This window comes from Pseudomonas poae, from assembly GCA_028869255.1.
GTDB classification, from domain to species: Bacteria; Pseudomonadota; Gammaproteobacteria; order Pseudomonadales; family Pseudomonadaceae; genus Aquipseudomonas; species Aquipseudomonas poae_C.
On sequence record CP110972.1, the window covers coordinates 1,608,136 to 1,629,185 of the forward strand.

The 21,050-nt window shown below is 58.9% G+C and carries 14 protein-coding genes, 4 tRNA genes and 4 pseudogenes; 16 read left to right on the forward strand and 6 right to left on the reverse strand.

Annotated elements, in window-relative coordinates:
• Positions 1 to 110 precede the first annotated feature (110 nt).
• Together LRS56_07490 and LRS56_07495 are read left to right on the forward strand one after the other, a co-directional pair.
• Complete coding sequence (locus LRS56_07490) at positions 111 to 521, forward strand: hypothetical protein (protein WDU64324.1); 411 nt, start codon at positions 111 to 113, stop codon at positions 519 to 521.
• Positions 522 to 888: 367 nt separating this feature from the next.
• Positions 889 to 1,551, forward strand: a complete 663-nt coding sequence (locus tag LRS56_07495) for a peptidase C39 family protein (GenBank protein WDU64325.1) — start codon at positions 889 to 891, stop codon at positions 1,549 to 1,551.
• Positions 1,552 to 1,672: 121 nt separating this feature from the next.
• Here the strand turns inward: LRS56_07495 and pbpG are convergent, their stop codons facing one another.
• Positions 1,673 to 2,596 (reverse strand): D-alanyl-D-alanine endopeptidase, encoded by a 924-nt coding sequence (pbpG, locus tag LRS56_07500; protein WDU64326.1) that lies wholly within the window; start codon positions 2,594 to 2,596, stop codon positions 1,673 to 1,675.
• A gap of 208 nt (positions 2,597 to 2,804) precedes the next feature.
• On the reverse strand, positions 2,805 to 3,659 hold the full coding sequence (folD, locus tag LRS56_07505) for a bifunctional methylenetetrahydrofolate dehydrogenase/methenyltetrahydrofolate cyclohydrolase FolD (GenBank protein WDU64327.1): 855 nt from the start codon (positions 3,657 to 3,659) through the stop codon (positions 2,805 to 2,807).
• A 279-nt stretch (positions 3,660 to 3,938) separates the two neighbouring features.
• On the opposite strand from folD, the gene LRS56_07510 reads away from it, so the two are divergent.
• The 4 genes from LRS56_07510 (at position 3,939) to LRS56_07525 (ending at position 4,416) form a co-directional block, all read left to right on the forward strand.
• Positions 3,939 to 4,015, forward strand: a tRNA-Arg gene (locus tag LRS56_07510).
• Positions 4,016 to 4,047: 32 nt separating this feature from the next.
• Positions 4,048 to 4,123 (forward strand) — tRNA-His (locus LRS56_07515).
• 55 nt (positions 4,124 to 4,178) lie between these two features.
• Positions 4,179 to 4,263 (forward strand) — tRNA-Leu (locus tag LRS56_07520).
• A 77-nt stretch (positions 4,264 to 4,340) separates the two neighbouring features.
• Positions 4,341 to 4,416: transfer RNA gene (locus tag LRS56_07525), tRNA-His, on the forward strand.
• A gap of 184 nt (positions 4,417 to 4,600) precedes the next feature.
• On the opposite strand, the gene LRS56_07530 is transcribed toward LRS56_07525, so the two are convergent.
• Entirely contained in the window at positions 4,601 to 4,750 is a 150-nt protein-coding gene (locus tag LRS56_07530; GenBank protein WDU64328.1) for a hypothetical protein, read from the reverse strand.
• A 232-nt stretch (positions 4,751 to 4,982) separates the two neighbouring features.
• Between LRS56_07530 and tig the strand changes: the two are divergent.
• The 7 genes and pseudogenes from tig (at position 4,983) to LRS56_07565 (ending at position 13,497) form a co-directional block, all read left to right on the forward strand.
• A pseudogene (tig, locus tag LRS56_07535) lies at positions 4,983 to 6,115 on the forward strand (trigger factor).
• A gap of 15 nt (positions 6,116 to 6,130) precedes the next feature.
• The gene (locus LRS56_07540; GenBank protein ID WDU64329.1) at positions 6,131 to 6,292 is read left to right on the forward strand and encodes a hypothetical protein; all 162 of its coding nucleotides are present in this window, start codon (positions 6,131 to 6,133) and stop codon (positions 6,290 to 6,292) included.
• Positions 6,293 to 6,383: 91 nt separating this feature from the next.
• Positions 6,384 to 7,019 carry an ATP-dependent Clp endopeptidase proteolytic subunit ClpP gene (clpP, locus tag LRS56_07545; protein ID WDU64330.1) on the forward strand — a complete coding sequence of 212 codons (636 nt, stop codon included), beginning with the start codon at positions 6,384 to 6,386 and terminating at the stop codon, positions 7,017 to 7,019.
• Between the two features lie 112 nt (positions 7,020 to 7,131).
• Positions 7,132 to 8,414 (forward strand): annotated as a pseudogene (gene clpX / locus LRS56_07550) (ATP-dependent Clp protease ATP-binding subunit ClpX).
• A gap of 160 nt (positions 8,415 to 8,574) precedes the next feature.
• Positions 8,575 to 10,971, forward strand: a complete 2,397-nt coding sequence (lon, locus tag LRS56_07555) for an endopeptidase La (GenBank protein ID WDU64331.1) — start codon at positions 8,575 to 8,577, stop codon at positions 10,969 to 10,971.
• A gap of 148 nt (positions 10,972 to 11,119) precedes the next feature.
• The gene (locus LRS56_07560) at positions 11,120 to 11,392 is read left to right on the forward strand and encodes an HU family DNA-binding protein (protein WDU64332.1); all 273 of its coding nucleotides are present in this window, start codon (positions 11,120 to 11,122) and stop codon (positions 11,390 to 11,392) included.
• Positions 11,393 to 11,622: 230 nt separating this feature from the next.
• Positions 11,623 to 13,497 (forward strand): SurA N-terminal domain-containing protein, encoded by a 1,875-nt coding sequence (locus LRS56_07565; GenBank protein ID WDU64333.1) that lies wholly within the window; start codon positions 11,623 to 11,625, stop codon positions 13,495 to 13,497.
• Between the two features lie 62 nt (positions 13,498 to 13,559).
• Here LRS56_07565 and LRS56_07570 read toward each other — a convergent pair whose 3' ends face one another.
• Positions 13,560 to 14,753, reverse strand: coding sequence for an MFS transporter (locus LRS56_07570; GenBank protein WDU64334.1), 1,194 nt, complete (start codon positions 14,751 to 14,753; stop codon positions 13,560 to 13,562).
• Between the two features lie 117 nt (positions 14,754 to 14,870).
• On the opposite strand from LRS56_07570, the gene LRS56_07575 reads away from it, so the two are divergent.
• Together LRS56_07575 and LRS56_07580 are read left to right on the forward strand one after the other, a co-directional pair.
• Positions 14,871 to 15,770, forward strand: coding sequence for a LysR substrate-binding domain-containing protein (locus LRS56_07575; protein WDU64335.1), 900 nt, complete (start codon positions 14,871 to 14,873; stop codon positions 15,768 to 15,770).
• A gap of 89 nt (positions 15,771 to 15,859) precedes the next feature.
• Positions 15,860 to 16,632, forward strand: a pseudogene (locus tag LRS56_07580) (DUF2242 domain-containing protein).
• A 1-nt stretch (position 16,633) separates the two neighbouring features.
• On the opposite strand, the gene aceE reads toward LRS56_07580, so the two are convergent.
• Positions 16,634 to 19,294 carry a pyruvate dehydrogenase (acetyl-transferring), homodimeric type gene (gene aceE / locus LRS56_07585; GenBank protein WDU64336.1) on the reverse strand — a complete coding sequence of 887 codons (2,661 nt, stop codon included), beginning with the start codon at positions 19,292 to 19,294 and terminating at the stop codon, positions 16,634 to 16,636.
• Positions 19,295 to 19,426: 132 nt separating this feature from the next.
• Between aceE and LRS56_07590 the strand changes: the two genes are divergently transcribed.
• Entirely contained in the window at positions 19,427 to 19,897 is a 471-nt protein-coding gene (locus LRS56_07590; GenBank protein WDU64337.1) for a MarR family transcriptional regulator, read from the forward strand.
• A gap of 123 nt (positions 19,898 to 20,020) precedes the next feature.
• Here the strand turns inward: LRS56_07590 and LRS56_07595 are convergent.
• Positions 20,021 to 21,032 (reverse strand): annotated as a pseudogene (locus tag LRS56_07595) (pyruvate dehydrogenase).
• Positions 21,033 to 21,050 lie beyond the last annotated feature (18 nt).

Sequence of the window (21,050 nt, forward strand, 5' to 3'; positions counted from 1 at the left end):
GATCGTTTCATATGTATTCATTTGTTCTACAAAGGGCCGCTCTCCAAGCTTGTCACCCATCGGACCCGACACATTTCAGATCCGCACATTGTTCATTTTGGAGCCCTGCCATGTCACTTAAACCTCTGTTGTTGATTCCCGCCCTCGGTGCAGTTTTGCTGTTGTCGGCCTGCGCCGGCCCGATCCCCAAGGCGGACCCCAGCGAAGCGTGGATTGGTTTGAAGGAGGAAGCGCCGAATGACCTGATGGCCGAGCGCGTGGACGGCAAGCGTGTGGATGACGGGCGTTTTTTTGAAGTGGCCCCAGGCGACCATCGCCTCGACGTGACGCTCTTTGAGGAAGAGCCGGGCGATGACAACCAGCAGGACTGCCAGGGGCGGGTCGAGTACAAACACTTTCAGGCGGGTGAGCACTACACCCTGACTGAATCGAGCCTGGGCACCACCGTGCGCGCCGTCCTCAAGGACGGCCACGGCAAGGAAGTCGCAGCCACTCAAGACTTCAATTGCATGCCTGGTTAGGCGTGGCCTACCGCCGCCTTATGGCGCTTGGCGGGGGCCGCGGGTTTGACGTGGGGGTGATGGTGCCGACGGGTGATGCGCAGCACCCCCACAACATGGCGCCGGCTACCGCCAGCCAACCGCAGATCAACAGGAAAATCGTCGTTGCAAGGCTCATTCGGGCCTCCTTTCGCCCCGCAGGGGCACACACAGTCTTCTCAATGGACAGTCTAGCTACCAGACGGTTGCCTGCTATTGACCAATGGTCGTGTCTGTCCAACTTGTTTGCTCTAACCACGGCGCTTTACTGGCACTGCGGGCTATACCCGCGTGCCGGAGCGCCCTATGATCAGGGCCCTTACCGGCAGTTGATCAAGAGAGTAAAAAATTGCGGTTACGGTCGAACATTCAAACCTCCTTGTTACTGGCCTGCGCTTTAGGGCTTGCGGCCTGTTCCGGGTCCCCGTCGAAACTGGCGGGCCTGCCTGAGCGTGTCGAGCTCAATGGCGTGCCGACCTTTCGCAGCGAGGCATATCAAAGCGGCCCTTCGGCTTTGGCCAGCATGCTGTCGCAACAAGGCATTGTCATGACACCAGGCCTGTTGGATAAGCCGCTGCACTTGCCGGGCGGTGAAGCCGACCTTGAGCGCAACATGCAGGTGCTGGCGCGTGAGTACGGGCTGATGGTGTACCCATTGGACGCGAGGCTGACGGCGGTGCTGGCCCAGGTGGCGGCGGGTTACCCGGTGATGGCGCGGCTCGGCGGCGGGCTGTGGTCGCAGGCGCGTTATGTGGTCGTGGTGGGGTTCAATCAGCAGAAGAGCACGATTCTATTGCGCTCCGGCATGGACCGGCGGCTGTTGATGAGCTTCAGCGACTTTGAGTCGAAGTGGAAAAGCGCCGGGAGTTGGGCAATCCTCACCCAACGCCCGAGCCAGTTGCCGGCCAGTGTGGACGCGCAACGCTGGCGGGATGCGGCCAGTGCGACGGCTCAGGCCGGGCAGGAGCGGGCGGCGGCGCAGGCACTCAAGGTGCTGGCGGAAAGCAAGTAAGCGTCGAAGATCCAAATGTGGGAGGGGCTTGCTCCCGAATGCAGAGTGTCAGTCAGCCGATATACCGACTGAACCACCGCATTCGGGAGCAAGCCCCTCCCACATTGGATCGGTGTGTTATTCAGCGGCGGACTTCAGCTGCGTTCGGCCGATTTTTCAGGTTTTTGTCGGCCTTGTAGCGCAGCGCTACGTCGGGCACCGAGCCGCTTTTGCCGGTCTCGACCCAGTTGCGAATGCGGCTGGCATCGGCAAAGTGGGTAAATTTACCGAAAGCATCCAGGATCACCAGCGACACCGGGCGGTTACCCATGCTGGTGACCAGCACCAGACAGTGGCCGGCCTGGTTGGTGAAGCCGGTCTTGGTCAACTTGATATCCCAGTTGGCGCGGTTGATCAGGTGGTCGGTGTTGGAAAAACCCAGGGTGTAGTTGGGCTTGCGGAACGAAACGGTTTTTTCCTTGGTGGTGCTCAATTGGCTGAGCATTGGAAACTTGCGCGCATAAGCCAGCAGCTTGCTCAGGTCGCGGGCGGTCGACACGTTATGGATCGACAAGCCGGTGGGCTCTACATAATGCGTGCTGGTCATGCCCAGGGCTTTGGCCTTGGCGTTCATCGCCGCGATAAACGCCGCATAGCCACCCGGATAGTGGTGCGCCAGGCTCGCGGCGGCACGGTTCTCGGAGGACATCAGCGCGATCAGCAGCATTTCTTTACGCGGCATCTGGCTGCCGATCTTCACGCGGGAGAACACACCTTTCATCTCCGGTGTGTCGGTGATGTTGATGTCGATGTATTCATCCATGTTCTGCTTGGCTTCAAGCACGATCAGGCCGGTCATCAATTTGCTTACCGAAGCGATGGGCACCACCACGTCGGGGTTGCTGGAATAGATGACCTTGTTGGTCTGCAAATCCACCAACATGGCGCTGCCGGAAGCGATTTGCAATTTGGAGGTGTCACGCGGGGCCTGGGTGGTTTCGGCGGCGTGCGCAAAGGTGCCTGTAAAAGCAAAAAATAGGCTGACAATAGAAAGACGAATTTTCACGCGGATGAACTCGCTAAAAAAGTAAGGAATTACCGTTTGGGAACGGGTTTTTGATAAATGCCGTTACATTTTAGGAGTATGGATGAAGAACTGTCGAATGTTCTTCTAGAACCAGACGAAAGTGCTTAAAAACTAAGAAAAAACAGGTTTTATCGCGGGCAATAAAAAGCCCTGCTATAAGGCAGGGCTTCTTAAGTACGCCTGGTTATTAACCGTGCAGGGTTTCTGCTGCGTACAGTGTGTTTTCCAACAAGCAGGCGCGGGTCATCGGGCCGACGCCGCCGGGCACCGGAGTAATCCATCCGGCGCGGGGCAGGGCGGTTTCGTACACCACGTCGCCGACCAGCTTGCCGTCTTCCTGGCGGTTGATGCCGACGTCGATAACGATCGCGCCTTCCTTGATCCATTCACCTTTGACCAAGCCCGGCTTGCCGGCGGCGACGACTACCAGATCGGCGCGGCCGACGTGGCCGGCAAGGTCCTTGGTGAAGCGGTGCGTGACGGTCACGGTGCAGCCGGCCAGCAGCAGCTCCATGGCCATCGGGCGACCGACGATGTTGGAGGCGCCGACGATGACCGCATCCAGGCCATACAGGTCGACACCGGTGCTTTCCAGCAGGGTCATGATGCCTTTCGGGGTGCAGGGGCGCAGCAATGGAATGCGCTGCGCCAGGCGGCCGACGTTATACGGGTGGAAACCGTCGACGTCTTTGTCCGGGCGGATGCGCTCCAGCAGTTTGGAGGCGTCCAGGTGCTCGGGCAGCGGCAATTGCAGCAGGATGCCGTCGATGGCCGGATCGTCGTTGAGGCCGTCAATCAGGTCGGTGAGGGCCTGCTGGGGGGTGTCGGAAGGCAAGTCGTAGGCTTTGGAAATAAAGCCGACCTCTTCACAGTCTTTACGCTTGTGCGAGACATAAACCTGAGAGGCAGGATCGCTGCCGACCAGGATCACCGCGAGACCCGGCGTGCGCAGGCCTTGCTGGCTGCGCTCGGTAACTCGTTTGGCGATCTGCTGGCGCAGGCTGGCGGCGATTGATTTGCCGTCGATAAGTTGTGCAGTCATTACGCGTGATTAACCATCGAGAGGGGGAAGAAAAGTGCGCGCATTCTCGCACGCCAAGGCGTGAGGGCAAAGGCGCTTGGTCTGCAAATTGGCCTAACCCCTTAAATAAAATGAATTTTTTTCAAAAAAGATTTGACGGGTTTCCGGGGCATCTATACTATTCGTCGCACTTGTCGGGCACAGCCTAGCACTGGTTAAGAAGGTCGAGCAGAATAGATGGTTGTTCTGCAAGGCTGGAAGCACTTAGTTTGTAATCCTCCAAGAGTACAGATTAATAAGGCGCCCGTAGCTCAGCTGGATAGAGCATCCGCCTTCTAAGCGGATGGTCGCAGGTTCGAGTCCTGCCGGGTGCGCCATTAGGCAGCTTTGGCACAAGTAGCGCTATATGGTGGGCGTAGCTCAGTTGGTAGAGCACGGGATTGTGACTCCCGTTGTCGAGGGTTCGATCCCCTTCGTCCACCCCATATTTTGAAAGGCGCCAGATTAATCATCTGGCGCCTTTGCTTAAGAGCTTCAAGCGCGGATGTGGTGGAATTGGTAGACACACTGGATTTAGGTTCCAGCGCCGCGAGGCGTAAGAGTTCGAGTCTCTTCATCCGCACCAATTAATGCTTTGCTCCGCCGTCAGGCGAGGCAAGGTTAAACAAAGAAGATGTTCGGGTTCTTTGTTAATGCAATATGGTGGGCGTAGCTCAGTTGGTAGAGCACGGGATTGTGACTCCCGTTGTCGAGGGTTCGATCCCCTTCGTCCACCCCATATTCAGAAAAAGCGCCAGATCAGTGATCTGGCGCTTTTTTTGTGTCGGAAATTTCCTGTGTTTCAGGCGACTGTTCTTGACGCCAAGAAAAAACAAGCATTCTCAATGCCTTGGCGTTAGAATCGTTGCCGGTTTTGAGCGTGTAGAACTGATCCGAGGCTATATCGGGGCCAGTGCAGCTATTTAATAGCGATAACGGCGCAGTACCTGAACAAGGGCTGTGCCGTTTTCGTTTAAGTGTTTTGAGTTTCCAGGGTGGGGCGTTTCGTCGTATTTGTGTTTCTCGATGCTGCTGCCGTGCCCTCCGGTCTTGCGTGCAAGGTCGGTCGCCATGGGCGTGCGTCCACTTCCTCTCTATATAGAAGGGTTGATGCAGAGCCCTGGCGTGATGAGCTGTATTTGCTAACGGGATAAGGTGCATGCGTGCACTTGAACCTATAAATGGCCTGCTGTTTTTCCACCCGTTTTCAGTAGGGTGACTTCTTGAGTTTGACCCACTAGAATGCATGCCCTTGATTCTGGGGTCGGAAACGGCCGGCTAACGTCTGTGCAACGAGGAATATCCATGCAAGTTTCTGTTGAAAATACTACTGCTCTCGAGCGCCGCCTGAGCATCACCGTGCCGGCAGAGCGTATCGAGACTGCGGTCAACAAGCGTCTGCAGCAGACCGCCCAAAAGCCAAAATCGCTGGTTTCCGTCCAGGCAAAGTGCCGATGAGCGAAATCAAGCGCCGTTTTGGTGCTGATGCGCGTCAGGAAGCTGTTGGTGACGTGATCCAGGCTTCTTTCTATGAAGCCGTTGTTGAGCAAAAGCTGAACCCGGCTGGCTCGCCTTCGATCGAGCCGAAGTCCCTGGAAGCGGGCAAGGACCTGGAATACGTTGCTGTATTCGAAGTGTTCCCGGAGTTCGAAGTTGCCGGTTTTGAAGGTATCGCTATCGAGCGCCTGAGCGCCGAAGTAGCTGATGCCGACCTGGACAACATGCTGGAAATCCTGCGCAAGCAGAACACCCGTTTTGAAGTGGCCGACCGTGCTGCCCAGAACGAAGACCAGCTGAACATCGATTTCGTGGGCAAGGTTGACGGCGAAGTATTCGCTGGCGGCTCCGCCAAGGGTACTCAGCTGGTGCTGGGCTCCAACCGTATGATCCCTGGTTTTGAAGACGGCCTGGTTGGCGCCAAAGCCGGCGAAGAGCGCGTTCTGAACCTGACTTTCCCGGCTGACTACCAGAACCTGGACCTGGCCGGCAAAGCCGCCGAGTTCACCGTGACGGTCAACAGCGTTTCCGAGCCTAAGCTGCCAGAACTGAACGAAGAGTTCTTCGCTCAATTCGGTATCAAGGAAACCGGTATCGAAGGCTTCCGTACCGAAGTTCGCAAGAACATGGAGCGTGAGCTGCGTCAGGCCATCAAGTCCAAAGTCAAGAACCAGGTCATGGACGGTCTGCTGGCCGCCAACCCGATTGAAGTGCCTAAGGCTCTGCTGTCCAACGAAGTGGATCGCCTGCGCGTACAAGCTGTTCAGCAGTTTGGTGGCAACATCAAGCCTGACCAGTTGCCGGCCGAGCTGTTCGAAGAGCAAGCCAAGCGCCGCGTTGTGCTGGGCCTGATCGTGGCTGAAGTGGTCAAGCAGTTCGACCTCAAGCCTGACGAAGACCGCGTTCGCGAAATGATCCAGGAAATGGCTTCGGCCTACTAGGAGCCTGAGCAGGTCGTGGCTTGGTACTACAAGAACGACCAGCAGCTGAACGAAGTACGTTCGGTTGTGCTGGAAGAACAAGTTGTGGATACTGTTCTGCAGAAGGCTAAGGTGACCGATAAAGCGGTCTCTTACGAAGAAGCAGTCAAACCGGCGGAAGCAACACAAGCCGACTGATTGTCCAACTCGTTGGAAATTCAACCATAAGCCAGCCTCGCGCTGGCTTATGCGTTTTCAAGACATGACTATTTGGGAGTAACTGCAGAGCATGTTCCGTAATTCCTATATTCAGCAGAACTCTGATATCCAGGCCGCAGGCGGCCTGGTCCCGATGGTTGTAGAGCAGTCCGCTCGTGGCGAACGCGCCTACGACATCTACTCGCGCCTGCTCAAGGAGCGAGTGATCTTTCTGGTGGGCCCGGTAGAGGACTACATGGCCAACCTGATCTGTGCGCAACTGCTGTTCCTTGAAGCCGAAAACCCGGACAAGGACATCCATCTTTACATCAACTCCCCAGGCGGTTCGGTGACGGCGGGCATGTCGATCTACGACACCATGCAGTTCATCAAGCCGAACGTGTCCACCACCTGCATCGGCCAAGCCTGCAGCATGGGTGCGTTCCTGCTGACTGCCGGTGCCGAAGGCAAGCGTTACTGCCTGCCGAACTCGCGCGTGATGATTCACCAGCCACTGGGCGGTTTCCAGGGCCAGGCGTCGGATATCGAAATCCACGCCAAGGAGATCCTGTTTATTCGCGAGCGCCTCAACACGTTGATGGCCAAGCACAGCGGGCACACCCTTGAGGAAATCGAGCGCGACACCAATCGCGACAACTTCATGAGTGCGGAAGCTGCGAAAGCATACGGGCTGATCGACGCAGTAATCGACAAGCGCCCCGCATAATATAAGCCGCTCAAAATAGGGCTGGTCGGCATGTCCGACCACTGGCGGGCTTGAAAAAGCCCGCATAAGCCTTCATCTTGTGTTGCAAGCCTATCGGATTTGGATCGAACGAATGACTGACACCCGCAACGGCGAGGACAACGGCAAGCTGCTCTATTGCTCCTTCTGTGGCAAAAGCCAGCATGAAGTGCGCAAATTGATTGCCGGCCCCTCGGTCTTTATCTGCGACGAGTGCGTCGACCTGTGCAATGACATCATCCGTGAGGAGGTGCAGGAAGCCCAGGCCGAAAGCAGCGCGCATAAATTGCCTTCGCCTAAAGAAATCAGCGGCATCCTTGATCAGTATGTGATCGGTCAAGAGCGTGCAAAGAAAGTTCTGGCCGTAGCGGTGTACAACCACTACAAACGCCTGAACCAGCGTGACAAGAAAGGCGACGAAGTCGAACTCGGCAAGAGCAACATCTTGCTGATCGGTCCTACAGGCTCGGGTAAAACCCTGCTTGCGGAAACCCTCGCTCGTCTGCTGAACGTTCCGTTCACCATCGCCGACGCCACCACCCTCACCGAGGCTGGCTACGTGGGTGAGGATGTCGAGAACATCATTCAGAAACTGCTGCAGAAGTGCGACTACGACGTAGAGAAAGCCCAGATGGGTATTGTCTACATCGACGAAATCGACAAGATCTCGCGCAAGTCCGACAACCCGTCGATCACCCGGGACGTTTCCGGTGAAGGCGTGCAGCAGGCCCTGTTGAAACTGATCGAAGGCACGGTTGCTTCCGTACCGCCACAAGGCGGCCGCAAGCACCCGCAGCAGGAATTCCTTCAGGTTGATACGCGCAACATCCTGTTTATCTGTGGTGGTGCGTTCTCCGGTCTGGAGAAGGTTATTCAACAACGTTCCACCCGCGGCGGCATCGGTTTCGGTGCAGAAGTGCGCAGCAAGGAAGAAGGCAAGAAGGTGGGCGAGTCCCTGCGTGAAGTCGAGCCTGACGATCTGGTCAAGTTCGGTCTGATCCCGGAATTCGTTGGCCGTCTGCCGGTCCTGGCCACGTTGGACGAGCTGGATGAGGCTGCTTTGATTCAGATCCTCACCGAGCCGAAAAACGCCCTGACCAAGCAATACGCCAAGCTGTTCGAAATGGAAGGTGTAGACCTCGAGTTCCGTACCGACGCACTCAAGTCGGTGGCCAAGCGGGCACTGGAGCGCAAGACCGGTGCACGTGGTCTGCGTTCGATCCTCGAAGGCGTATTGCTCGACACCATGTACGAAATCCCTCGCAGTCCGAGGTGAGTAAAGTGGTGATCGACGAAAGCGTTATAGAAGGCAAGTCCAAGCCACTGTATATCTACGAAAACAGTGAGCCGGCTGCCAAGGCTGCGCCAGACGCGTAAGCGTTTCGCAGTTTCGGTACAAACAAGGGGCCTCTAGGGGCCCCTTTGTTTTTATGAAGATTTTTACTGCGTGTAAGTACGGGCATTGAGCTTGTTTTTTTTACACGCAGCCCCCATCTTGGCTTCAAGCTTACTTTTCAATTGTCATAGAGGCGAAATCATGAAGACAACCATCGAATTGCCTCTCCTGCCGTTGCGTGATGTCGTCGTCTATCCGCACATGGTTATCCCGCTGTTCGTGGGGCGCGAGAAGTCTATCGAAGCCCTCGAGGCCGCGATGACGGGCGACAAGCAGATCCTGCTGTTGGCCCAGAGAAACCCGGCTGATGATGATCCAGGCGAAGATGCCCTGTATCGCGTCGGTACCGTTGCCACCGTTCTGCAATTGCTCAAGCTGCCCGATGGCACCGTCAAGGTGCTGGTGGAAGGCGAGCAGCGCGGCGCGGTTGAGCGCTTTATGGAGGTGGACGGCCACCTGCGCGCCGAAGTGGCGCTGATCGACGAAGCCGAAGCCCCTGAGCGCGAGTCCGAAGTTTTTGTACGCAGCCTGCTCTCGCAGTTCGAGCAGTATGTGCAGTTGGGCAAGAAAGTCCCGGCTGAAGTCCTGTCTTCGCTCAACAGTATTGATGAGCCGAGCCGCCTGGTCGACACCATGGCCGCGCACATGGCGCTGAAAATAGAGCAGAAGCAGGACATTCTCGAAATCATCGACCTGCCAACCCGTGTTGAACACGTGCTGGCGTTGCTGGATGCCGAGATCGACCTGCTGCAGGTTGAGAAGCGCATTCGTGGTCGCGTGAAGAAACAAATGGAGCGCAGCCAGCGCGAGTACTACCTGAATGAGCAGATGAAGGCTATTCAGAAGGAGCTCGGCGACAGCGAGGAAGGCCACAACGAGATCGAAGAGCTGAAGAAGCGCATCGATGCCGCCGGCCTGCCGAAAGACGCCCTGACCAAAGCCAATGCCGAGCTGAACAAGCTCAAGCAAATGTCGCCGATGTCGGCCGAAGCCACCGTGGTTCGTTCCTACATCGACTGGCTGGTGCAAGTGCCGTGGAAGGCCCAGACTAAAGTGCGTCTGGACCTGGCGCGTGCTGAAGACATCCTGGATGCCGACCACTACGGCCTCGAAGAAGTCAAAGAACGCATCCTCGAATACCTCGCCGTGCAAAAGCGCGTGAAGAAGATTCGTGGCCCGGTGTTGTGCCTGGTCGGTCCGCCTGGTGTGGGTAAAACCTCCCTGGCCGAGTCTATCGCCAATGCCACCAACCGTAAATTCGTGCGCATGGCCCTCGGCGGTGTGCGTGATGAAGCGGAAATTCGTGGTCATCGCCGGACTTACATCGGTTCGATGCCAGGAAGATTGATTCAAAAGATGACAAAGGTAGGTGTGCGCAACCCGCTGTTCCTGCTCGATGAAATCGACAAAATGGGCAGCGATATGCGCGGCGATCCAGCCTCGGCGTTGCTCGAAGTGCTCGACCCCGAGCAGAACCACAATTTCAACGACCATTACCTGGAAGTCGACTACGACCTGTCCGACGTAATGTTCCTGTGCACCTCCAACTCGATGAACATCCCGCCCGCCTTGCTGGACCGGATGGAGGTGATTCGTCTGCCGGGTTACACCGAAGACGAGAAGATCAACATTGCCGTCAAATACCTCGCGCCCAAGCAGATTTCGGCTAACGGCCTGAAGAAAGGCGAGATCGAATTCGAGGTCGAAGCGATCCGCGACATCGTTCGTTACTACACCCGCGAGGCTGGTGTACGGGGCCTTGAGCGCCAGATCGCGAAGATTTGCCGCAAGGCGGTCAAGGAACATGCGCTGGAAAAACGCTTCTCGGTGAAGGTGGTTGCCGACTCCCTGGAACACTTCCTGGGCGTGAAGAAATTCCGTTATGGTCTGGCTGAGCAGCAGGACCAGGTAGGGCAGGTGACGGGGCTGGCGTGGACCCAGGTGGGCGGCGAATTGCTGACCATCGAGGCTGCGGTCATCCCTGGCAAAGGCCAGTTGATCAAGACCGGTTCTTTGGGTGACGTGATGGTGGAATCCATCACTGCCGCGCAGACCGTGGTGCGCAGCCGCGCCAAGAGCCTGGGGATCCCCCTGGACTTCCACGAGAAGCACGACACTCACATCCACATGCCGGAAGGGGCCACCCCGAAAGACGGCCCTAGCGCAGGCGTAGGCATGTGCACGGCCCTGGTTTCGGCACTGACCGGCATACCGGTGCGTGCCGATGTCGCAATGACCGGGGAAATTACCCTGCGTGGTCAGGTATTGGCCATCGGTGGTTTGAAAGAGAAATTGCTGGCCGCACACCGGGGGGGTATCAAGACGGTGATCATTCCTGAAGAGAATGTTCGCGACTTGAAGGAAATTCCCGACAACATTAAGCAGGATCTTCAGATTAAACCGGTTAAATGGATTGACGAGGTCCTGCAAATTGCGCTGCAATACGCGCCGGAGCCCTTGCCGGATGTGGCTCCGGAGATAGTCGCCAAGGACGAAAAACGCGAGTCTGATTCCAAGGAAAGAATTAGCACGCATTAATGCGTTAAAGCCTGGGGGCTTCCTTGACAGCTTTTTAGAGCCCTTGTTATAAAGCGGCTCTTAAGTGTCTGTAGGCCATTCAGCACTGATTTTTGCTTTCACCAAAAAACTTAGAATCATACTCAATAGATATATAAGGGGACTTAGAGTGAACAAGTCGGAACTGATTGATGCTATCGCCGCATCCGCTGATATCCCGAAAGCTGCTGCTGGCCGTGCGCTGGATGCAGTAATCGAATCCGTCACTGGCGCTCTGAAGGCCGGCGACTCCGTGGTACTGGTAGGCTTCGGTACTTTCTCTGTGACTGACCGCCCAGCTCGCACTGGCCGTAACCCACAGACTGGCAAAGCACTGCAAATCGCTGCTGCCAAAAAACCAGGTTTCAAAGCCGGTAAAGCCCTGAAAGAAGCCGTTAACTAAGCTTCGATCTAGCCTTTACCTACCGGGTCGGACGTAGGTCTGGCCTGGCAGCGGAGCGGCAGCTGACCCACGTATCCATTGGGTCGCCAGGGCCTGGGGTGTGGTTCAAAACCCCGTCCGCTCCGCCAGTTACGAGAAGGCGCATCCTCGGATGCGCCTTTCTTCTATCCGGACTCTACCCACGCTCCACGGTTGCCAATTTTTGAAGTTCAACCGTTTCTGGGGGACGCATGCTGCAAAATATCAGGGACAATTCACAAGGCTGGATTGCCAAGACCATTATCGGGATCATCGTCGCATTGATGGCGTTCACCGGTATCGAGGCTATTTTTCAGGCTTCGACCAACACCAAGCAGGACGTGGCCAAGGTCAACGGTGAAGAAATCACCCAGACCGAACTGAGCCAGGCCGTCGACATGCAACGTCGCCAGCTGATGCAACAGCTGGGCAAGGATTTCGATGCTTCGCTGCTGGACGAAAAGCTGCTGCGCGAAGCGGCTCTCAAGAGCCTGATCGATCGCAAACTGCTGCTGCAAGGCGCGGCTGATTCCAAGTTCGGCTTCTCTGAAGCGGCACTGGACCAGGTGATCCTGCAGACGCCGGAATTCCAGGTGGACGGCAAGTTCAACGCCGAACGCTTTGACCAGGTGATCCGTCAGTTGGGCTACAGCCGCCTGCAATTCCGTCAGATGCTGACCCAGGAAATGCTGATCGGCCAGGTTCGCGCAGGTATCGCTGGTAGCGGTTTCGTGACCGACGCCGAGGTGTTGGCATTCGCCCGTCTGGAAAAACAGACCCGCGATTTCGCCACCGTCAATATCAAGGCCAACCCTGCGGCGGTGAAACTCACCGACGATGAGGTCAAGGCTTACTACGACCAGCACGCCAAAGAGTTCATGACCCCGGACCAGGTTGTCATCGACTACCTGGAACTGAAGAAGTCTTCCTTCTTCGACCAGGTCAGTGTCAAGGATGATGAGCTGCAGGCAGCCTATCAGAAAGAAACCGCCAACCTCGCTGAACAGCGGCGTGCGGCGCACATTCTGATCGAAGTCAACGACAAGACCACCGACGCGCAAGCCAAGGCGAAGATCGAAGAAATCCAGGCGCGCCTGGCCAAAGGTGAGAAGTTCGAGGCCCTGGCCAAGGAATTCTCCCAGGACCCGGGTTCGGCCAACAATGGCGGCGACCTCGGTTTTGCCGGCCCTGGCGTTTACGACCCGGACTTCGAAGCGGCCTTGTACGCGTTGAACAAAGACCAGGTCTCGGCGCCGGTGCGCTCCACCTTCGGTTGGCACCTGATCAAGCTGTTGGGCGTTGAAGCACCGCAAGTGCCGACGTTTGCCAGCCTGAAAGACAAGCTGACCCGCGAGCTCAAGACCCAGCAGGTCGAGCAGCGTTATGTCGAAGCGACCAAGCAATTGGAAGACGCGGCATTCGAAGCCTCCGACCTGGCCCAGCCGGCGTCCGACTTGAAGCTGACCGTGCACACGTCCGCGCCGTTCGGCCGTGAAGGTGGCGAAGGTGTTGCGGCCAACCGTGCCGTGGTCACCGCAGCGTTCAGCCCGGAAGTGCTGGATGAGGGTGCCAACAGCACCGCCATCGAGCTGGACCCGGAAACCATCATCGTGCTGCGTGCCAAAGAGCATCTGAAACCTTCGCAACTGCCGCTGGAAAGCGTGTCTGCGGCGATCCGTGCACAGATGACCAAGGAACGCGCAAGTGCGGCCGCCAAGACGCACGCTGACGAGTTGATCGCCAGCCTGCGTGATGGCAAGACCCCACTGAGCCAGCCGATTGATGGCCAAGCCTGGAAAGTCACTGAAGCGGCTACCCGTAGCCAGGAAGCGATCGACCCGGCCGTGCTGCAAGCCCTGTTCCGCATGCCCAAACCTGCGAGCAAGGACAAGCCCACCTTCACCACCGTGACCCTGGCTGACGGTAGTTTGGTGATCGTGCGCTTGAACGGCGTCAACGAAGCTGCAGCCCCATCGGACGAAGAAAAGGCGCAATACCGCCGCTTCCTCGCTTCCCGTGTCGGCCAGCAGGACTTCGCGGCGTACCGCAAGCAGCTGGAAACCAAGGCTGACATCAAGAAGTACTGATGTCGCTTTGAACAAAAAGCCCCCGGCCTGAAAAGGCCGGGGGCTTTTTTGTGCGCAGTGGTTTAGACCTTTCGATCTGTTTGCTGGCGAACTGCCGTGTGTGACGCGCCCAGCAAGGCCAGTAGCATCAGCAGGCTGACTGCCCACGCAAATGCGCCGACGCCCCAGCCCTGGAGCAACACACCACCGGCCAGCCCCCCGGCGGCTATGCCCAGGTTCCATACGGTCACCAGCATCGACTGCGCGGCATCCGCCGACGTGCCTGCCGATTTGGCCAGTGCCGTTTGCAGCAGCGCCGGCAACCCGCCGAACGCCAGGCCCCATAACGCCACGGCGATGTAGATAACCGCCGGCAGGTTGATCCAGAACGCCAGCGCCAAGGCGATCAGGCCAAACAGCGCGCAGCTGATCAGCAACAGTGCGCGTAACCATCGGTCAATCAATACGCCCGCCAGCCAGATGCTCAACAACGCGGCGAGGCCAAACACCAGCAACACCTTATCGATGTCGGCGGCAATCCCCGCCGGTACCAGCAGCGGGGCGATATAGGTGTAGAGAATGTTGTGGGCCAGCACGTAGGTAAACGTCACCCACAGCACCGGACGAATACCCGGCAAGGTCAGCACCTTAAGCAACCCCAAGCGCTTGCCCGGCGGTTCGCCAGCAAAGTCCGGCAATTGCAGGCGCGCCCAAATCAGCAGCACCAGTGTCAGCCCGGTCATGATCGCAAAACTCAGGCGCCAGCCAACGGCGGCGCCAAGAAAGGTGCCCGCGGGAACTCCCAAAGACAGCGCCAACGGCGCACCCAGCATCGCCACCGCAATTGCCCGACCCTGCAGGTGTGGCGCCACCATTCGGCTGGCGTAACCCGCTAACAAGGCCCAGAGCAGGCCAGCGAAGACCCCGGCAAAAAAGCGCGCAAAAAGGGTCAGCCCATAGTGGCTGGACAGCGCAGTCACGCTGTTGACCAAGGCAAAACCGCCAATGGCCACCAGCAGCAATGGCCGCCTGCGCCAGCCACGTGTCAGCAGTGTGAGCGGGATGGCCGCCAGCAACGACCCGAGGGCGTACAGCGTGACCAATTGGCCGACCAGTGCCGGCGACACGTCCAGGCCCTGGCCCATCTGCGGCAGCAGCCCGGCGGGCATGGCTTCGGTGAGGATGGTGATAAAACCCGCGCTGGCCAGCGCCAGCAGCCCACCCAGCGGTAGCGCCTCCGGTTGGGAGGTCGTGGGGCAATCGATCATTGAACTCATGACGTCTATCCATGCAAAAGGGCAAGGGTGCAGGGTAGGGGGCTGTCGCTGGCGGAAAAACAGGCTAAGGTTCCGAACTTATCGGACATCAGCGTCCTTAATCGGCGAGGGGGGATCATGGACAGCTTGGGTAGCCTCTCGGTGTTTGTGCAGGTGGCGGAGACGCGGAGCTTCACCGCCGCCGGCCGGGTGTTGGGCGTGTCGTCTTCGGCCGTGGGCAAAAGCATTGCGCGCATGGAAGAACGCCTGGGCGTGCGGCTGTTTCATCGCAGCACCCGCAGTATCACGCTGACCAGCGAAGGCGCGCTGTTCCTTGAACGCTCACGACGCATCCTCGCAGAGCTGGAGGCCGCAGAGCGCGAGCTGACAGAGGTCAGCGCCACGCCTCGCGGCAAGTTGCGCATCAGCGTGCCGCAGGTGCGTGGCTTGTTGATGCCAGTGCTCAGCGACTTTATGCGCGCCTACCCGGATATCGAGCTGGATGTGGATTTTTCCGACCGCATGGTGGACGTGATCGAGGAAGGTTTCGATGCGGTGATTCGCACCGGCAAGCCGGAAGATTCGCGTTTGATGGCGCGCCACCTGGGGCACTACCAGCTGGTATTGGTGGGCACGCCGGCGTACTTCCACCAGCACGGCACCCCGCAACTGCCCCAGCAGTTGAGCACGCACGCCTGCCTGCGCCACAAGTTCTGCGCCACCGGCAAACTGGAGCCCTGGCCATTGCGCCTTGCCCCGGGCGCTGCGGAACCGACCTTGCGTGCACCCTTGGTCAGCACCACGATAGAGTCGCTCAACCATGTGGTACACGAGGGCTTGGGCATTGCCTGCCTGCCGGACTATATGGTCAACCTGGCGGTGGCGGAGGGGCGGCTGCAGCGGGTGCTGGATGACTACGTGGAGCACCGGGGCAGTTTCTGGATGCTGTGGCCATCAAGTCGCCATGCTTCGGCCAAATTGCGCGTGTTTATTGATCATATGTGCGCCGGGCTTTTTCCTGCAGGCCCCGCTGGGTAAGTCTGTGACGTTTTACCGACAGGAATGTGCGCGCCAACCCCTCGTTCTGTTGCACAATACCGCCCGGACCGTTTTCCTCAGGATTTTCAATGTCGACATCATTTCACTTGCGTAGCCTCGGGCTGGCGCTGGTGTTGGCGGCGCCGCGGGCTGCTCGTCACCCAAGACCGCTATTTATGAACATGAGAATTTCGACGACTCCGGTACGTTTTCCCGCGATTACCCGGTCACTGATGTTGCGGCCTGTGAAGCTGCACGGCGGGCCTTGCTGAGCCAGGGCTACATCATCACCAGCAGCGATCCGAAGCTGGTCGTGGGTAACAAGAGTTTCCAGCAAACCGGCGAAACGCACCTGCAGATCAGCTTTAACGTGGTGTGTGCCGATGACGGCAAGGGCAATAACCATTCGACGATGTTTGCCAACGCGCTGCAGGATCGTTATGCGCTGAAGAAGGTCAACAACTCCGCGAGCCTTGGCGTAGGTGTGTTGGGTTCGGTGTCGATGCCGATCGGCTCCACCGATGACTCGATGGTCAAGGTCGCCAGTGAGACCGTCTCCGCGCCGAAGTTCTACGACCGCTACTTTGCGCTGGTGGATGTGTTCCTGCCCCAGGAAGTGAAGAAGGCCGAGCATATTCCCGAGAAGCCGAAGGCTGACCTGGGTGTGCCTGAGCCTAAGGCTGCGCCGGTGGCCGAGAAGGTCGAGGCGCCGAAGGAGGAACCGGCTGCTTCGGAGCCGGTTGTACCCGCGCCGGAGGCTGCACCGATTGCCCCGCAAGCCGAACCTGCACCGGCAGCAACCACGCCGGACCTGCCGCCGCCGACAGAGGCGATTCCACCTCTGCCGACGCCCGCGCAGTAACTCAGACCGCTACGGGGTCCGCCTTGTCGACGTTGATCCCGTAGCGGTTGATTGCTTCACTGACCTTGTCGCGGCTGATCACGCCGTCATCCGCCAGCGCCTTCAAGGCCGCCAGTGCGATGAAATGCCGGTCCACCTCGAAGAACTCGCGCAAGGTTTCCCGCGTATCCGACTGCCCGAAACCGTCGGTGCCCAGCGCGACAAAGCGCCGGCCCGATACGAACGGGCGTATCTGATCGGCGAACAGCTTCATGTAGTCCGTCGCCACCACTACCGGCCCCGTGTGCCCTTCCAGGCAGTGCTCTACGTAACTCACCCGTGGCTCGCTCTGCGGGTGCAGCAGATTCCAGCGCTCCATTGCGTGGCCGTCACGGCGCAATTCGGTCAGGCTGGTCATACTCCAGACATTGCTGTGCACATCGAAATCCGTAGCGAGCAGCTGCGCGGCGGCGATCACTTCGCGCAGGATCGAGCCGCTGCCCATCAGTTGCACCTGTGCGTGCGGGCCGCCGCTCAGACGGTACATGCCTTTGAGAATCCCGTCTTCCACGTCCTCAGGCATCGCAGGGTGCGGGTAGTTTTCGTTGAGCAGGGTGATGTAGTAGTAAATGTCCTCTTGCTCGACATACATGCGCCGCATGCCCTCGCGAATAATCACCGCCAGTTCGTAGGCAAAGGTCGGGTCATAGGACACGCAGCACGGGATCACCGACGACAGGACATGACTGTGGCCGTCGTCATGCTGCAAGCCTTCGCCCATCAGCGTGGTGCGCCCGGCCGTCGCGCCCAGCAGGAAACCCCGCGCTCGCGCATCGCCCGCGGCCCACGCTAGGTCGCCGACGCGCTGGAAGCCGAACATCGAATAGAAGATGTAAAACGGTACGGTCATCAAGCCGTGGTTGCTGTAGGAGGTACTGGCTGCGATCCATGAGGAAATGGCGCCTGACTCATTCAGACCTTCCTGCAGGATCTGCCCATCCTTGCTCTCCTTGTAGTAGCTCAGTTGCCCGGCATCCTGTGGGGTGTAGAGCTGGCCGACGGCGGAGTGGATGCCAATATGCCGGAACATGCTTTCCATGCCGAAGGTGCGCGACTCGTCCGGCACGATGGGCACGATCAACTTGCCCAGGTGCGGGTCTTTGAGCAGGGTGCCGAGGATGCGCACAAAGGCCATGGTGGTGGATATAGCACGGTCGCCGGTGTCTTTGAGTTGAGTGGCAAACGCACTCAGTTCGGGGATTTGCAACGTGTCGACTGCCGTGTGGCGCGCTGGCACATAGCCGCCCAAGGCTTGGCGGCGAGAGGCAAAGTAGCGCGCTTCTTCGCTGTCGGCGGCGGGTTTGAGGTAGGGGATTGCGTCGAGTTGCTCGTCGGCCACCTCCAGTCCGAAACGGTCGCGAAAGGCCTTTACCGCATCCGCGCCCATTTTCTTCAACTGGTGGTTGATGTTCTGGCCTTCGCCGGCTTCGCCCATGCCGAAGCCCTTCACGGTTTTCGCCAGGATCACCGTGGGGCGGCCCGTATGGCGTACGGCAGCGGCGTAGGCGTTGTAGACCTTGTCCGGGTCATGCCCACCCCGTGAGAGTTTCCAGATTTCGTCGTCGGACATGTCCGCAACCAGTGCCAGCAATTCCGGGTATTTGCCGAAGAAATGTTCGCGCACATAGGCGCCGTTCTGCGACTTGTAGTTCTGATAGTCGCCGTCCACGCATTCCATCATGCGTTGGCGCAGCAGGCCGCTCTGGTCTTTTTCCAGCAGCGCATCCCAGCCGCCGCCCCAGATCACCTTGATCACATTCCAGCCGGCGGCGCGGTACAGGCTTTCAAACTCCTGAATCACCTTGGCATTGCCGCGCACCGGGCCGTCCAGGCGTTGCAGGTTGCAGTTGACCACGAAGATCAGGTTGTCGAGCTTCTCGCGGCCGGCCACTGAGATGGCTGCCAGGGATTCCGGTTGGTCCATTTCGCCATCACCGAGGAACGCCCACACCTTGCGGCCCTGGTGCTGCTTGAGGCCACGCAACTCCAGATAACGCATAAAGCGCGCCTGGTAGGCGGCCGTGATCGGCCCCAGGCCCATGGAGACTGTTGGGAATTGCCAGAAGTGCGGCATCAGGCGCGGGTGTGGGTAGGACGAAATCCCCTCGCCACCGGCTTCGCGGCGAAAGTTGTCGAGCTGTGCTTCGCTGATGCGGCCTTCGAGATAAGCCCGGCCATAAATACCTGGGGAGGAGTGGCCCTGGATATACACCAGGTCGCCGTCGAAGGTATCGGTGCGGCCACGGAAGAAGTGGTCGAAACCTACGTCATACAGCACGGCGGCTGACGCGTAGGTTGCGATATGCCCACCGACACCCGAATGTTTGCCTGCACGCAGCACCATGGCCATGGCGTTCCAGCGGATAAACGCATTGGTGCGGCGTTCGATGGCCAAGTTGCCGGGGTAGAGCAACTGGCGGTCTACCGGGATGGTGTTGACGTAGGGGGTGGTCACCCGCCCGTAGAAGTCGCCATGCCGCGCTACGTCGAAATCCAGCAATTGATCTATCAGGTAGTGGGCGCGTGGGCGGCCTTCGGTGGACAGCACCGATTCGATGGACTCCAGCCATTCACGGGTTTCCTGTGGATCGTCATCGCGGCTGACTGCGTTATTCGGGGTCATGTGAAGCTCCAGGGTAGGCGGATTTCAAGTGGCGAGTGCCGTCAAAGTAATTGCAATTGCAACTACATGACCGAATCTAGCGCGGGATGAGCTACTATTGCAACCTTCCTGAAATCCCCCGGATGGTGTTGCATGTCGTCGAAAGAGCCCGATGTATGGTTCCGTTTTGTCAGGGCCCACAGGACTGTCATCCGTGAAATCGAGCGCCGCCTGGCTGAAGCTGACCTGCCGCCGTACGCCTGGTACGACGCGCTGTGGGGCCTGGAAAGCGGCCCCGAGGGCACCCGGCGCATGCACGAGTTGGCCGATGTGCTTGCCATCGAGCGTTACAACCTCACCCGGCTGGTGGACCGCCTGGAAAAGGACGGGCTGGTGGTGCGTTTGCGCTCTGACGGCGACGGGCGTGCTGCCTTTGCTTCGATCACTGATGCCGGGCGGGTGTTGCGCAAAAAAATGTGGAACATCTACGAAAGCACGGTGGATGAGCTGTTTCTGTCGCAAATCGAGCCGGAGCAACGCCAGGCGTTTGCCGATACCCTGGAGCGCACGGCCGGGTTGGCGATGGAGGCGGGTGTGCAGACTCGCAGTCGACGCAAAATCTGAACCCCCATGAAGTACTCCTGTGGGGGGCTGGCTTGTGTGGGAGCTGGCTTGCCTGCGATAGCGTCGCTTCGGTCTGGCTGAGAGACCGCGTTGCCCGCAGCGCAGGCAAGCCAGATCCCACAGTTACTCGCATTCCAGTGCATAAAGATTCATTGCTGCTTCGACTTGTCGCCGCTCTATCCGTCCTTCATCCGCCAACGCCCTTAAGGCCAGCACCACAATCCAATATCGACTCGGCGCTGCCGGCTGCACCGACCCCGCCCCCAGCGCCACTAACCGTGCATCCACATGCGCCGCCAACTGATCGACAATCGCCTGCGGATAACCAGTCACGGCAATCACCGGCGCGTCACTTCCAGCCAGACAGTCACGCAAGTGGCAGCTGCGCTTGGGCGATGCGGGATGCAGGCGATTCCAGCGCTCAGCCGCCGCTGCCTCACGGGCAAGCCGGGTATAGCTGGGGCAGCTCCAGATCTGTGCGGTGATATTCCAGTCCTGTTCCAGCAAGTGCTTGGCTTGCACCACCTCTGCAAGCGCACGACCGGCGCCGAGTAACCGCACTATCCCCCTGGCTGCCTCGCTGCAGCGGGTACATGCCCTTGAGCGCGTCCTCACGCGACTGCTCGCCCAATTGCACTGCGCTTTCATGATCATGCAGGGTCAGGTAATAGAACCCCGCCTGGCCGTCGATATACAGCGTGCGCAACCCCGCCAGCACAATTGCCCGGGCTTCTTCGCCCGAGGCCGGGTCGTACGGGGTGCAGCGCGGGTTGGTGGCCAGCCACAACGGCAGGGACGGTTGTGCGCCCTTGGGCCAGGGGGAGGGCTGGTTTTCGATGTCGTTGCACAGGATGCCGCGCTGCGCCGTCTCGCCCGACAGCGCGCACAGTTGCGCCGAGGACGTGGCGCTGTGCAGGTACAGCAAGGGTTTTTCCATGGTATTGCGCGCAAACCAGCTGGGCCATCCGCCCACGCGCCGCGAGCGAGACTGACCGCGAATCACCCACGCCTGTCGACTGGACTCCAGGGTGTCAGCCATGCTCATCACGGTGTACAGCGGTGAACTGCGCGCACCGGCAGCAGCGCTCAAGGCGTCAAGGCAGTGCTGCGCAGCGTGTGCGGTTGTGGCGGTCATGGGTAGGTCACCTGGGTG

Bases quoted from the DNA above. Each gene is read 5' to 3' on its own strand.
- LRS56_07490 (WDU64324.1), top strand. From the start codon at position 111: ATGTCACTTAAACCTCTGTTGTTGATTCCCGCCCTCGGTGCAGTTTTG.
- folD (WDU64327.1), bottom strand. From the start codon at position 3,659: ATGACTGCACAACTTATCGACGGCAAATCAATCGCCGCCAGCCTGCGC.
- LRS56_07530 (WDU64328.1), bottom strand. From the start codon at position 4,750: ATGGCGACCGACCTTGCACGCAAGACCGGAGGGCACGGCAGCAGCATC.
- clpP (WDU64330.1), top strand. From the start codon at position 6,384: ATGTTCCGTAATTCCTATATTCAGCAGAACTCTGATATCCAGGCCGCA.
- lon (WDU64331.1), top strand. From the start codon at position 8,575: ATGAAGACAACCATCGAATTGCCTCTCCTGCCGTTGCGTGATGTCGTC.
- LRS56_07565 (WDU64333.1), top strand. From the start codon at position 11,623: ATGCTGCAAAATATCAGGGACAATTCACAAGGCTGGATTGCCAAGACC.
- LRS56_07570 (WDU64334.1), bottom strand. From the start codon at position 14,753: ATGAGTTCAATGATCGATTGCCCCACGACCTCCCAACCGGAGGCGCTA.
- LRS56_07575 (WDU64335.1), top strand. From the start codon at position 14,871: ATGGACAGCTTGGGTAGCCTCTCGGTGTTTGTGCAGGTGGCGGAGACG.
- aceE (WDU64336.1), bottom strand. From the start codon at position 19,294: ATGACCCCGAATAACGCAGTCAGCCGCGATGACGATCCACAGGAAACC.
- LRS56_07590 (WDU64337.1), top strand. From the start codon at position 19,427: ATGTCGTCGAAAGAGCCCGATGTATGGTTCCGTTTTGTCAGGGCCCAC.